This window comes from Clostridium sp. Cult3, assembly GCF_021655115.1.
Classification (GTDB): Bacteria; Bacillota; Clostridia; order Tissierellales; family Tepidimicrobiaceae; genus PPXY01.
On the sequence record NZ_PPXY01000003.1, the window covers coordinates 1 to 13,864 of the forward strand.

13 protein-coding genes are annotated in these 13,864 nt (G+C 35.3%); 8 read left to right on the plus strand and 5 right to left on the minus strand.

Annotated features, from left to right (window positions below; translation table 11 throughout):
* Positions 1–131: 131 nt before the first annotated feature.
* The gene (locus tag C3E88_RS00650) at positions 132–1,301 is read right to left on the minus strand and encodes an iron-containing alcohol dehydrogenase (protein WP_236908121.1); all 1,170 of its coding nucleotides are present in this window, start codon (positions 1,299–1,301) and stop codon (positions 132–134) included.
* 185 nt (positions 1,302–1,486) lie between these two features.
* Here C3E88_RS00650 and C3E88_RS00655 point away from each other — a divergent pair, with 185 nt between their 5' ends.
* From C3E88_RS00655 to C3E88_RS00685, 7 genes are all read left to right on the plus strand, one after another.
* Positions 1,487–3,415, plus strand: a complete 1,929-nt coding sequence (locus tag C3E88_RS00655; RefSeq protein ID WP_236908122.1) for an amidohydrolase family protein — start codon at positions 1,487–1,489, stop codon at positions 3,413–3,415.
* Positions 3,416–3,437: 22 nt separating this feature from the next.
* Positions 3,438–4,136 carry a TraX family protein gene (locus tag C3E88_RS00660; protein WP_236908123.1) on the plus strand — a complete coding sequence of 233 codons (699 nt, stop codon included), beginning with the start codon at positions 3,438–3,440 and terminating at the stop codon, positions 4,134–4,136.
* A gap of 249 nt (positions 4,137–4,385) precedes the next feature.
* A complete protein-coding gene (locus tag C3E88_RS00665) occupies positions 4,386–5,393 on the plus strand; it encodes an alpha/beta hydrolase (RefSeq protein ID WP_236908124.1) in 1,008 nt (335 codons plus the stop codon).
* Between the two features lie 19 nt (positions 5,394–5,412).
* Positions 5,413–6,396: an alpha/beta hydrolase family protein gene (locus C3E88_RS00670; protein WP_236908125.1), complete on the plus strand. Its 984-nt coding sequence runs from the start codon at positions 5,413–5,415 to the stop codon at positions 6,394–6,396.
* A 12-nt stretch (positions 6,397–6,408) separates the two neighbouring features.
* Entirely contained in the window at positions 6,409–7,023 is a 615-nt protein-coding gene (locus C3E88_RS00675; protein WP_236908126.1) for a RecX family transcriptional regulator, read from the plus strand.
* Positions 7,024–7,275 carry a GIY-YIG nuclease family protein gene (locus C3E88_RS00680; protein ID WP_236908127.1) on the plus strand — a complete coding sequence of 84 codons (252 nt, stop codon included), beginning with the start codon at positions 7,024–7,026 and terminating at the stop codon, positions 7,273–7,275.
* 68 nt (positions 7,276–7,343) lie between these two features.
* A complete protein-coding gene (locus tag C3E88_RS00685; protein ID WP_236908128.1) occupies positions 7,344–8,363 on the plus strand; it encodes a D-alanine--D-alanine ligase family protein in 1,020 nt (339 codons plus the stop codon).
* 51 nt (positions 8,364–8,414) lie between these two features.
* Here C3E88_RS00685 and C3E88_RS00690 read toward each other — a convergent pair whose 3' ends face one another.
* On the minus strand, positions 8,415–9,344 hold the full coding sequence (locus tag C3E88_RS00690) for a VanW family protein (RefSeq protein ID WP_236908129.1): 930 nt from the start codon (positions 9,342–9,344) through the stop codon (positions 8,415–8,417).
* Positions 9,345–9,472: 128 nt separating this feature from the next.
* Here C3E88_RS00690 and C3E88_RS00695 point away from each other — a divergent pair, with 128 nt between their 5' ends.
* Positions 9,473–10,039, plus strand: coding sequence for a glycerol-3-phosphate responsive antiterminator (locus tag C3E88_RS00695; RefSeq protein ID WP_236908130.1), 567 nt, complete (start codon positions 9,473–9,475; stop codon positions 10,037–10,039).
* A 13-nt stretch (positions 10,040–10,052) separates the two neighbouring features.
* On the opposite strand, the gene glpK is transcribed toward C3E88_RS00695, so the two are convergent.
* The 3 genes from glpK to C3E88_RS00710 form a co-directional block, all read right to left on the minus strand.
* Positions 10,053–11,534 (minus strand): glycerol kinase GlpK, encoded by a 1,482-nt coding sequence (gene glpK / locus C3E88_RS00700; RefSeq protein ID WP_442870622.1) that lies wholly within the window; start codon positions 11,532–11,534, stop codon positions 10,053–10,055.
* Between the two features lie 118 nt (positions 11,535–11,652).
* A complete protein-coding gene (locus C3E88_RS00705; protein ID WP_236908132.1) occupies positions 11,653–13,269 on the minus strand; it encodes a carbon starvation CstA family protein in 1,617 nt (538 codons plus the stop codon).
* A gap of 35 nt (positions 13,270–13,304) precedes the next feature.
* Positions 13,305–13,799: a hypothetical protein gene (locus C3E88_RS00710; RefSeq protein ID WP_236908133.1), complete on the minus strand. Its 495-nt coding sequence runs from the start codon at positions 13,797–13,799 to the stop codon at positions 13,305–13,307.
* Positions 13,800–13,864 lie beyond the last annotated feature (65 nt).

Here is a 13,864-nt window from a genome sequence, read left to right on the forward strand (position 1 = left end):
TATTTCAATCCCCCTACTGTCTATATATCTATATTAGCGTTTAATCCATTCTATAGTATATCACATCCACTTTATTTTTGTGATAATATTAGGTCTGAAATATTTCTCAGCAAACATTTCAGACCTAAAGGCTACAACGCTTTTCTATATATAGCTAATATATCTTCATAATAAAGGGGTTTAAAATTGCCTACTACTCCACCTTTATGCTTAATTGCTGCCTTGGCCATTTTTTCCAAATTTTCATCTCCTATGCCTACTTCCCTTAATGTCATAGGAATTCCTAAGGATAAGAAAAATTCATAGGTTTTTTCTATGGATTCTTTAGCTATATCATATTTATCCTTATTCTTATCTATCCCCCATATATTTACCCCATATTCTACAAATTTATCTACTCTTTCATCATCTAGTACATAATCCATCCAAGGAGGGGTTAGGATTGCTAATCCAATACCATGGGTTATATCATAGTAGGCTGATAGTTCATGTTCCATAGCGTGGACACTCCAAAATGTATCCTTCCCATAGGATAAAAGTCCATTTATGGCAAGAGAAGATGCCCACATTAAATTAGCCCTAGCCTCATAATTATCTGGCTCATCCATGGCTTTTCTTCCATATTCAATACAGGTTTTAAGTATAGCTTCTGCTAATCTGTTCTGTAGATAGGCCCCTTCATCTAAAGTAAAATAGTTTTCAAAGGTATGACTCATTATATCCGCTACCCCTGCTGCTGTTTGATTTTTTGGTACTGTAAAGGTATAGCTAGGATCTAGTATGGAAAACTTTGGTGCCATGGAAGGATGGCCAAAACCTAATTTTTGTTTCGTTTCCAAATTTGAAATTACTGCCCCTGAATCCATCTCAGACCCGGTTGCAGCTAATGTGAGTATGGTGCCTATGGGTAAGGCTTTAGTAATAGGGGCTTTCTTTATTACCAAATCCCATGGATCCCCATCATAATAATATCCTGCTGCTATAGCTTTGGAACAATCTATAGTACTACCTCCTCCTACAGCTAGTATAAAGTCCACATTGTTCTTTTTACATATATCTATACCTTCCCTTACGGTATCAATTCTTGGATTAGGGTCTACGCCTCCCAATTCCCAATACTCTATATCATTTTTCTTCAATATTTCTACTACTGTATCATATATTCCATTTTTTTTAATACTTCCACCACCATAGGTCATTAAAACTCTGGAGCCGTATTCCTTTATCTGTTCACCTAATACTTCGATCTGGCCCTTTCCAAAAAAGATTTTAGTTGGAATAGAATAGTTAAAGTTTAACAAAAAATCATCTCCTTTATAGATAGACTATCTCCTCTATTATATACCAAATAGAATTATAATTAATCAATTTTAACTTCACTAGTCTTATTTTCTTAGTACATATTTATTCAGTATCCACAGGTTTGTAGAACAATTGATAAAATTGTGATATTATGTGATAAAAGGGACGATGGGGATGTGATATTGTGAATAGAATTGCAATTTTAATGATTGTAGTAATCCTATTTTCCCCTTTACAGATAAAGGCTGATGAGGAGCCTTATGATCTGGTAATAAAGGGGGGCACTATTTATAATCCTTCTACAGATCATGAGCTGTCGGGTTACAACTTAGGGATTCAAGGGGAAAAAATAGTTCGGATCACTCAAGAGGGTATATCTGGTAAAGAGGAAATAGATGCTAAAGGATTGGTAGTTTCTCCTGGCTTTATTGACCTTATTTCCTATGACCCAAATTCAGTTGGTATTGAACTGAAGGTATTGGATGGAGTTACTAGTAATTTAGCTATGCATGGTGGGACAGAGGATGCAGAACAATGGTATAGGGGTTGGGAGAAAGCTGGAGTATTGACTAACTTTGGAGCTTCTTCCTTTGTTACTAGGCTTCGTTGGCCAATTATTGGCTATGGGGTTGATGTGGAGATGACAGAAGAAGAGGATATAGAACAGTTGGTAGAATCTGTTCGCAAGAATATCGAAGCTGGTGCTTTAGGTATCTCCTTTAGTTTTGAATATATACCTGGAGTTAAAAACGAAGTAGTACCCTTATTGAGTCTAGCCAAAGAATACAATGTTCCTACCTTCTACCATCTAAGATATTCCGATGCAGAAAGAGGTTTAGAAGGAATTCAAGAAGTAATAGATTATGGTATGGAAACGGGAGCTACAATCCATATTATGCATATTAACAGTACTGGGGGTACCTTCCATATGGAAGAAGCTCTTGAGATGGTTAACCAGGCTAGAAAGGAAGGCTTGGATATTACAGCTTGTGTTTATCCTTATGATTTTTGGGCTACTTATATTGACTCTGCTAGATTTAGACCTGGCTGGCAAGATAGATTTAGAATCAGCTATGAAGATTTGCAAATTGGTGGAACGGATATTAGAATTACAGAGGATACCTTTGATAAGTATAGGACACAACATCTATTGGTAGCAGCCCATGGATCTATGCCTGAAGAGGAATTGATCATGACATTGAAGGACCCAAATATTATGATAGGTAGTGATACTATCATCGAGCCTTCTGGAAACAATCATCCCCGTGGCGCAGGAACCTATAGTAGGATGTTTGGAAAATATGTAAGGGAAAAAAAGGTTCTGTCTACTATGGATGCCATAAAGAAAGTATCCTATTTACCTGCTAAAAGAATGGAGTCCTCTGCACCCCAGATGAATAATAAGGGAAGGATTGAAATAGGTGCTGATGCAGATATTACCATATTTAATCCCGATACAATAATAGATAAAAGTACGGTAAAGGATCCTACTATCCCCTCAGTAGGTGTAGAGTATGTTATTGTAAATGGGGTTGTTGTCAAGGATAAAGATGGTATTGTAGGCGGTGTAAGCCCTGGCAAGCCTATTAAATCCTATTTTGTTGACAAAACATCTGAAGATGAACCTATTAAATTTTATATACAAGTAGATAAAAAGGATGAAAAGGCTCTAGCTTCCGTTTATGAAATAGATGGAAACACCTATTTACCTATAAAGGATCTATTTACTTATTTACAAATGCCTATTGAGGATAAAGGTGATGGAAGTATTCATATAGGCCAAGTATTGAATATGAAAATAGGGGAAAGGAAAGCCAAATTAGGGGAGAAGGATATAGTCTTAGATAAAGAGCCTATTATATATAAATCTGGAATATATATCAACTCTAAGGATCTAGATAAGCTATTAGAAGAAGAGTATAGTGTAGAGCTATCTGAAAATAGATTAGCTTTAGAGTATATTGGTAAAAGGTCCAAGCCTAAGGAAAGTTTTGTCTATAAGGAAGATGCCAATGGAAATAAAAATATCAGTAAAAAGAACTATGTAGGTGCTTATGGATTTGCTATTATAGTTATAGCTTTGACTTTAATATTATTTAAAAAGAATGAATGAAACCCTTAAAAGGAGATAGGATATGAAATATAGAATATTTGATGCTTTTACCTTAAAGATAAGCATGGTTGTACTCATGGTTTTAGACCATATTGCCCAGTTCATACCCAATAGCCCCTATTGGCTTCATTGGCCTGGACGACTGGTAGCACCGATTTTCTTCTATCTATTGACGGAAGGATATAAGCATACTAGTAGTAGACTAAATTATATGAGGAGACTATTTACTTGGGCGGGTATTATGTTTATAGGTAATAGTGTGGTATTTCTTGTGTTTAAAAGAGAATTGCCCTTGTATAATAATATATTGTTTTCTATGGCTTTGGGGATTGCTCTGCTTATCCTCCTTGACAAGGGTAAATTTAAAGAAGGAAAAGATAAGCTTAAGAACAATTTACTGATTGTTTTGATATTATTTTTTGCTACCTTTGCAGAGGGCTCATTGATGAGTACTGCTATGGTATTGATATTTCACTATTTAAAAGAAGACAGGCTTAAGATGTCTGCAGCCTATCTAGCCCTCTCCTGTACTTTCCTTCAAGGGGGATTTACTTATGAAAATTTGTTTATACTAAATCCCCAATGGATGATGGTTTTCGCATTGCCTATTATTTTATTGTATAACGGGGAAAGAGGCAAGAATATCAAATATTTCTTCTATGTATTCTATCCCCTACATATATGGATGCTTTATATAATTGGGTATTTCCTAGAAAAATAAATATTACAAACATGTTACAAATAACTATCAATTTTGGTGCCTGGCACCGAAATTGATAGTTATTCTAATTCTTACCTTTTAAAGACAGGTTTTGGGCAGAAAATAGAACTTAATATTTGTTATATTTATTTTTCTATTACATAGTATCGTAAAGCTAAGCCTTATTCAACAATATAATATTGTTTATAAATTAAATACCTGCTATTATGATATAATAAGTTTACTATTATTTTTGGAAAGGATAGACAGATGATTATTAATTTTTCTTATGAAAAAAAATATATAGATTATGTTTCTGGGTATATATTTAAAGGTAAAAACTATAGATGTAGCTATGTCAGGTATAAATCTTTATATAGGAATTGCGCTCCTGGTACGGATAATGTTGAGTTTTATTTCTTCCAACCTAAAGGGGAAGTCCGTGCTTCCACCTTAATACTCCACGGATTAGGTAGTAGAAATATTAAGTTTTTGCTATGGCTTGGCCCTCACTTAGCTAATGCAGGGGTGAGTACTAGTATTCTCATACTTCCTGGTAACTATACTAGAGTAGAAGATAACTCTATGAGTGGTAGATCTTATCTATATCCAGATATGGATATCATGTTTCAATTCTGGGAGCATGGGGTGATAGATACATTGACTACCATAGATCTACTGGAGCAACAGCATTTCTGGAAGGAAAACAATATTATTGTAGGCTATTGCTTAGGGGGAATGATATCTACCATAATCGGTGCTATAGACGATAGGATAAATCATCTATTGTTTATGACTACTGGAGGGCATATTCCTAGGATATTGCACCAATCCCCTGCTACTGTATTTGCTAGGCGAATGTTTGATAAGGGGTTTGAAACGAGCTTTCACCTAAAGGATAGGGATAAACTATATAAAATTTATGATGAGCAGTTCCCAAAGGTGAAGACTATGGCTTTTGATGAAATTTTATCTAACGAAGAGATTCATCCCCTATTTAAGATAGACCCAATATCCTATGCCCATCTGTTAGATATGAAAAAGGTTACCTTTATCGATGCTTATTTCGATTCTACATTACCTATACAGTCCAGGAAGGTGCTATATAAGGAGATGTATGGTGCTAATAGGAAAGTGCTACCTATAAGCCATGTAAACTGGTTACCCTTTGGGTATTTCTTGGCCAAATATGTACTTCATAAGTTGAATATCAATGCTAAGGTAGCGAAAAAAGCTTTGCTAACTAGAGAAACTATAGAAAATCCGTTGGAAAAATAATATTTAGGGCGGTATATTTATGGATAAATTAAAAGAAAAGTTAAAGATGTCCTACTTTATCGCAAATAAAATATACTTATTTTTGATATTCATATTTCTTGCTATTGAAGACTTTACCTTAGGTTTCTATTATTTTCTAATATCTGTTATCATATATACTTGGAAAACCTTAAGGTCTAAAGTGCCAATAGATGTGGATAGGGAATTTGAAAGTAAAACCTATGTATATAAACAGGCAGATAATAAAGATCTTAAATTGGACATCTGGTATCCCTCTAAGAACAATCATAAACATCCATTGGTGTTCTTCTGTCATGGTGGAGGATGGATTTCTGGATTTCGAAATCAGCCGAACAATGTATCCTGGTGTAAATACTTAGCCTCTAAAGGTTTAGCCGTTGTAAGTATAGACTACAGATATGGATATAGAAATACAATGGAGGATATCCTGTCGGATTATACCGATGCCCTAGATTATGTAAGAGATAATAGTGAAAAGCTATCCTTAGATAGGGATAATATAGTGCTGATGGGATTGTCTGCAGGAGGTCATCTATCCTTACTATACTCCACTTATTATACCCATAATGATAATAAAGATAGGATGGAAGGTATAAAAGCCGTGGTTGCCTACTATTCACCATCGGATTTAAATGATATATTTGTTTCGGAAAATAAATCCTTATTTGCTAAGTTTGCAACCAAACAGACTTTAAAGGGAAGTCCAGTCCCTAAGGAGGAGATATATGATTATTATTCTCCTATTAATTGGGTTAGCCAAAATATGATACCTACATTGTTGGCCCATGGAAAATTGGATACTACCGTTCCTTTTAGGTCATCGGTAAATTTTGCTAAAAGTTTAAAGAAATATAATATAAAATATACTTTCTTAGTCCATAGAAAAGGTGGCCATTCCTTTGATACTAAATTGGAAGATGTGGCTACAGTGAATGTTTTAGAAAGAACTGCAAGTTATATTAGAAGATCAATGAAATTGTAAATAGGTGATAATATGATAATAACAAGGATTGAAACACAAAAAAACAATAAAGAAAGAGTAAATATATATATAGACCATGAGTTTGCCTTTGGGTTGATGATGGAAATCCAGTATAAATATGATTTAAGAGAAGGTATGGAAATAGACGAGTATTATATTGATAGGGTACTGAAAGAAGAAGAGCTATCTAAAGCCAAAGACCAAGCTTTAAAATATCTGGGCTACAGACAGAGATCTAAAAAAGAGATTGTAGACAAGCTAAAGAAAATGGGTTTTGAACAAGATATTATTGAAGACACTTTAATCTATTTAGAGGAATATGGATTGGTAAACGACGTGGAGTTTGCTAAATCCTTTATGAGAGACAAGATAAACTTAAACAAATTTGGTCCTACCAGAATCAAGTACGAGCTATATAAAAAGGGTATTGATGAAAATATAGTTGAGGAAGTTTTAGAAGAAGATGATGATGAATATAGTAGAGCATTAACCCTTGCAAAGAAAAAATTGCCTTCCTATAAGAATGATGATAAAAATGCTATATATAGGAAATTAGGAGGTTTTCTTCAGAGGAAAGGCTATTCTTATGATTGTATTTCTAAAATACTAAGGGAGTTGGTGAAATAGATGTGCTATGTATACATTTTAGAATGTGCTGACAAAACCCTATATACTGGGTGGACTATAGATTTAGACAAAAGGATAAAAGTACATAATGAAGGCAAAGCCTCTAAATACACTAGAGCTAGACTACCAGTTAGGCTAGTATATACAGAAATTTATGATGACAAAATTTCCGCCCAGAGACGGGAATGGAACATAAAACAGATGAGTCGTGATAAAAAATTGAAACTAATTGAAACCCAAAATAAAGCTTGACCAAAGGGCTAAATTAGGGTATTCCTTAGGTAGATAAAGGTCAAAGTATGTCAAAGGGGGAATGTTTATTGAAAATAGCTATTGTAACAGATAAGTCCAGGATGGATTTTTTGCCATCGGAAGAAGGCTTTAAGGAAGATGAACAAAAGAAAAAGACAGTAGAAGAAGTACAAAAAATACTGTCAAAAAAGTACAACTGTATTGCCTTAGTGGCAGACGATAGCATTATCAATCAGCTAAAAGCTGAAAACGTAGATTTGGTGTTCAATCTATGTAATGGCATAAGGGGTGATAGCAAATTAGCCCAACTTCCTGCACTATTAGAATTTGCTAATATTCCTTATACTGGTTCTTCTATTTTAGGTCACACCCTTGCCATAAATAAGATTTACTCTTCTAAAATTTTTAGAGCTCGCGGCATACCAACGCCAGATTTCATTTCAATCTATAATGTAGATGATTTAAATAGCTTAGATATCGATTTTCCTGTATTAATAAAACCAAATGACGAAGGTTCAAGTAGGGGTATTCACCAGGATAGCCTTGTTTTCGACATGGAAACCTTAACAAATAAGGTAGAAGAGGAGTTAGATATATATAATCCTCCTATTATGCTAAACCAGTATGTAGAAGGTAGGGAGTTTTCTGTAGGGGTAATAGGCAATGGTGAAAATATAAGCCTACTACCTATACAAGAAGTAGATCTTTCCCAATTACCTGAGGATTTAGCTAAATTCTATAGCTTCGAAGTAAAAGCTTACTACAAGGATAAGACCCTCTATCATATACCTGCCCCACTGACTCAGGAGGAAAAAGAATTGATAGAGTCTACTGCTATTAAAGCTTATAAAGCCCTATCCTTAAGGGATTACGGTAGAGTGGATATTATATTAAAAGACGGTATACCCTATGTGCTGGAGATCAATTCCTTGCCAGGCCTCCTGAAAGGTAAATCTGCATTATATAGAATGGCCCAAGTCACTGATTTAGGCTATGAAGGTTTAATACTGAAGATTGTGGATACTGCAATAAAAAGATATGATCTATTTGATGATTCCTTCCATAGCTCGACTATAGTCAATATTTAAAACATAAAGATATCTCCTTTCTAGAGTCCAGGGAGTAGAAAGGAGATGTCTTTATCTATTTATTTCAATTATATGAGGCAAGGGCAAATATCTACTAACTCCTAATTTTTTAGTTTTAATGGTACCATCTTGGTATTTGATTGTTAACCAAGACTCTGCAGTTGCTCCATCAATTCCCTGGATGATAATCTTCTCCTCTCCTATATTTAGGTTTGGATTATCCTTATAATATTTAGGTGCCTCTACTATATTTGTCACATTGTGGTGCCATTTTACTTCAGGGGGTTCCTCTCTTCCGTAAAATCCTATATATAACCTATTCTCAACGATTTCTCCCCATATTAGAATGGGATATTCCCTATCGTTTTTGAATTTAAAATCCTTAGATCCATAGGCGACGGTTGCATCTTGGCCATAGGGTACATAATTCACAGGCATGGTATGATTATGTCTTTCAACTATATCTAGGTCGCTTAGTATGGCTACATTATATAAGGTAGAAGCGATTTTACATACTCCTCCGCCTTCCGTTTGAACTATATTAGCTCCTGCATAAGATGCGCCTTTTTTATACCCTCTAGCCTCTGTGTAAGGGCCTATATTTTGGTTTTGGGAAAATACTTCTCCCGGTTGAACTACTATCCCTGATAAGGATTTAGCTGCTAATTGAACATTATATTCTTCGCCAGGTAAAGGATCTATGAGTACTGAACAAAAGGCAGCCATCAATGTATGGGCATTGTTCTCTTCTTGAGCTTTTAAAAACTTTTCATCCTTTTCCCAAGGAAGATTAGCTACTGAGCTAGACTTTTCAGGTATATCCATATTATCCTCTTCATCTACTTGAGTTTTATGGACTTCTGCTTCTATGCAATCCTCTTCTGCTTTTATACTTTGTTCTGCTAGGTCTGGATTATAGGATTCTAATGCCAACAAGGTGGCCAAATGAGCCATAAATATTGAAAATTTATCCTTATTCAATTTCACACCTCCAAAAAACTATTACAGTATAGTTTAATTATATTTGCGTGAAATATTCCTTCTTTACCCTATTAAATTAATATGATAAGATTATAGTAATAATTTGACATGTGTTTTGAGGTGATTTTTTGTCCAACTTTTTTGAAAGAGTTAATGAAAATCCTATTATTGCAGCTATTAATGAGTTAAACCTTTTAGATGAGGCTTTAGCTTCTCCTTGTGAGAGCATGTTTTTGCTTACTGGAAATATTTTTAATCTAAAGGAGATAGCCCACAGGGTCAAAGCTAAAGATAAGGGCCTATATATAGACATTGATTTAATAGATGGCTTTTCCAAAGATACTTGGGGACTAGAATATATTGTTAAAAACATCTATCCCCATGGGATTATAACTACCAAGGAAAACTTAGTGTGGCTTAGTAAAGATTTAGGGGCCTTTACCATTTTAAGATTATTTATTCTAGACTCTATTTCTCTAGAAAAAGGCATCCAATCTATAAATAGCACTAGACCCCATGCTGTAGAAATATTCCCTGGTATTATGCCAAAGATTACAAATAAAATCTATGCGGAGACAAACATTCCCATTATCACCAGTGGTTTGATCATGGAAATGGAAGATGTGGCGGAAAGTCTAAAGGCTGGTGCTGTAGCCGTGTCTACCAATAATAAAAGTTTATGGTATAGAGAATAAAGAGCCTTACAGATTACTCTTCTTCCCATTTAAGGGCTCTAGTCACTGCCTTTTTCCAACCATTGTATAGCTGGTTTTGTTCTTCCTTTTCCATATTTGTTTCAAATATTCTATCTACTTGCCACCTTTTAGTTATGTCCTCTTTATCTGACCAAAAACCTACTGCTAATCCAGCTAGGTAGGCTGCTCCTAAAGCTGTCGTCTCTATGATTTCTGGTCTATGAACTGGTACTCCTAATATATTAGACTGAAACTGCATCAAAAAGTTGTTTTCTACTGCACCACCATCTACCCTTAGAGTTTTAAGATCTATGCTTGAGTCTTCTTCCATAGCCTCTAGTACATCCCTTGTCTGATAGGCAATGGATTCCAGTGCTGCCCTTATGATATGGTTCTTGTTGGCTCCTCTTGTTAGACCTACTATGGTGCCCCTAGCATACATGTCCCAGTAAGGTGCCCCAAGGCCTACAAAAGCTGGCACCAGATATACTCCATTGTTGTCATCTACTTTGGTAGCAAAGTATTCACTGTCCTTGGCATCGTGGATTAATTTCATCTCATCCCTCAACCATTGGACTACTGCTCCTCCTACAAATATACTACCTTCCAGGGCATATTCTACTTTATCATCTACTCCCCAAGCTATGGTAGTTAGTAAACCCCTTTTAGACCTGACCCTTTCCTCTCCTGTATTCATCAACATAAAGCAACCAGTACCATAGGTGTTCTTTGCCATGCCTGGTTGAAAACAAGCTTGTCCAAATAAAGCTGCTTGCTGATCTCCTGCTATGCCTGCTATGGGTATTTTAGCTCCACCAAAGGTATGGGGGTCTGTCACTCCATATATTTCGCTGGAGGGCCTAACTTCTGGCAACATGGAAATAGGTATGTCTAATTCTTCTAATAATCTTTCGTCCCATTTTAGATCCTTTATATTGTATATCATGGTTCTAGAGGCATTGCTATAATCCGTCACATGGACCTTGCCTCTGGTTAGATTCCATATTAGCCAGGTGTCTATATTGCCAAACAGCAATTCCCCTCTTTCTGCTTTATCCCTAGCCCCTTCGACATTATCCAATATCCATTTGATTTTAGTGCCTGAAAAGTAGGCGTCTATTACTAAACCAGTATTCTCCCTTATATATTCCTCCAAACCCTTAGCTTTTAGTTCATCGCATATAGCTGCTGTACGTCTACATTGCCATACTATAGCATTGTATATTGGTCTACCAGTCTTTTTATCCCATACAACAGTAGTCTCCCTTTGATTTGTGATACCTATGGCTGCAATTTCTCCTGGCCTGATACCTGCCGTCTCTAAGACTTCTCTAGCAACTCCCGATTGAGTCCCCCATATTTCCATAGGATCCTGTTCTACCCAGCCGGGTTTTGGATAATACTGAGTGAATTCGTTTTGAGCAATCTTTACTATTTTACCATCGTGATCGAATATTATTGCCCTTGAACTGGTAGTTCCCTGATCAAAGGCCATTATGTAATTCTTTTTCAAAGTTTTCTCCTCCCTTAGATATATTATAGCTGTTTTTTTTGTGTTAAGAAAGGTAAAAAAAATGAGTTGGATAGTCCAACTCATTTTTATCAAATATAACTTATTTTACCTGACTTATCTTTTTAGTGTCCCCTTTGAAAAGAATCCTATATCCTTCAACAGCTAATACTATGGCAAATACGAATAACAATATTGGAAATACTACTAGTATATAGTTTGAAGATTTAACATTGTTTACAATCAAAAATACCAATGCAGTCAAAGTTACTATTAACATGAATATCATAGGTATAGTTATCATATTGAAACTCTTGTCGGCTTTCTTCAACCATAAGGCTATAGCCATCAATGCCAAAGCTGACAACAATTGATTTGCAGAGCCAAATATTGGCCAAATTGCTGCATATCCACCAGCTGCAAGTATAGAACCTATGATTACTGTAATGGCCGTTGATACATACATATTGGTCAATGGAGATTTAGTCTCTTTTTCAGGATCTTCAAAATATTCCTGGAATATAAATCTACCAAGCCTAGTAGCTGTATCAAGACTAGTCAATGCAAAGGCTGATACAGCCAAGGCCACAAAGGTTTTCCCAGCCTCAAAGGGTATTCCAAACTTGGACATGAATATGCCTACCCCATTAGCAAATACATTTACAGGTCCACCTTCTAATAGCTCTGATAATTCACCTTGGGTTAAGTAAGCGGCAGTAATTAAAGCTACAACTGCTAAAGCCCCTTCTATAAGCATACCACCATAGCCTATTTTTTTTGCATCTGCTTCATTGTCTAACTGTTTGGATGTAGTACCTGAGCCTACTAAGGAATGAAATCCAGATATAGCTCCACAGGCTACGGTAACAAATAACATAGGGAATAGATATTGTCCATTTACCTTAAAGGATGTTACGGCTTCCAGTTTAATCTCTGGTTGATAGATTACAAGCCCCAATATAGCTCCAGCCATCATAGCATATAATAGGAAAGAGTTCAGATAATCCCTAGGTTGTAACAATATCCATACTGGAGCTGTAGACGCTATAAAAATATAAATAGCTAATATGAATATCCATGTGTTTACACTTAATTGAATAGGAAATACAGTTCCCAGCCAGACACATATGAATAATAGAATTACACCAAATACTGTACCTACCTTCAAAGATACCCCTTTTCTATACACTGCAAATCCAAATCCAATAGCTAATACTATAAATAGCAATGATGACGTTGCTGCTTGTGGTGTGGCTGCAAAGGTAGAAGCAACTATATTTGTAAAAGCTGCTACTATCAATAAAAGGGTAAGCCATGCAAATATTGAAAATAACTGCTTGCCCTTTTTACCCATAGTATCGTTGATTACTTCTCCTATAGATTTTCCCTTATGACGAATAGAAACAAATAAGGAACCATAATCATGAACTCCCCCGAAGAAAATACTACCTATTACTATCCACAATAGTACCGGTACCCAACCAAATATGGCTGCTTGGATAGGCCCATTAATTGGTCCTGCTCCAGCTATGGAAGAAAAATGATGACCTAGTAATACTGCAGAACTGGTTGGTACATAGTCTACACCATCGTTTATTTCATGAGCGGGGGTTTTTCTTGTTGGGTCTACTCCCCACTTTTTGGCTAGCCATGAACCATAAGTAGCATAGGCAATAATGAATATTATAATGCTACCTATCATTAGCCATAATGAATTCATTATTTAATCCCTCCCATTAAATTATTAAAGCAAGATTATATGCGATATACCTTGCTAACCTCCCTTCCTTTTTTATTTGTCACTATATATTCATCATCCATAGCAACCAAAATCAAACGAATATCTGCCCATCCTTTGAATCCAAAGGCAAATCCCTTGTGATATTTAAACTTCTTTATAGCATCTAGAATATATGTGCTAGGCTTTTTCTGTAGCACTATTACCCCTGTTATTATACTAGACATATGTTCATCCGTAGGATTTACCAGTGTATCTATGGACTTAATTAGATTGTTAATATATGTATTGAGATCATCTTCTCCTAGATTTTTGAAAAACTTTATTAAACAGTATTCATTGTTTTCCATAGCATATATGACGGTTTTCTTAGTTAGTATATATCTTTCGGTCCTGGAATTATATTTGGCAAATAGATCAAATTTGTAATCATTGATGCTGCAATTCCTCATTAAGTCAAAGTTTTTCTCTAGCCTTTTTTCTATGATGTCCAAATACTTAGTAAATTTCATATTTTCCCCCTTATACTATTAATAGAATTATATACTAATATAAAAAATAAAATGGAATTTAGGAA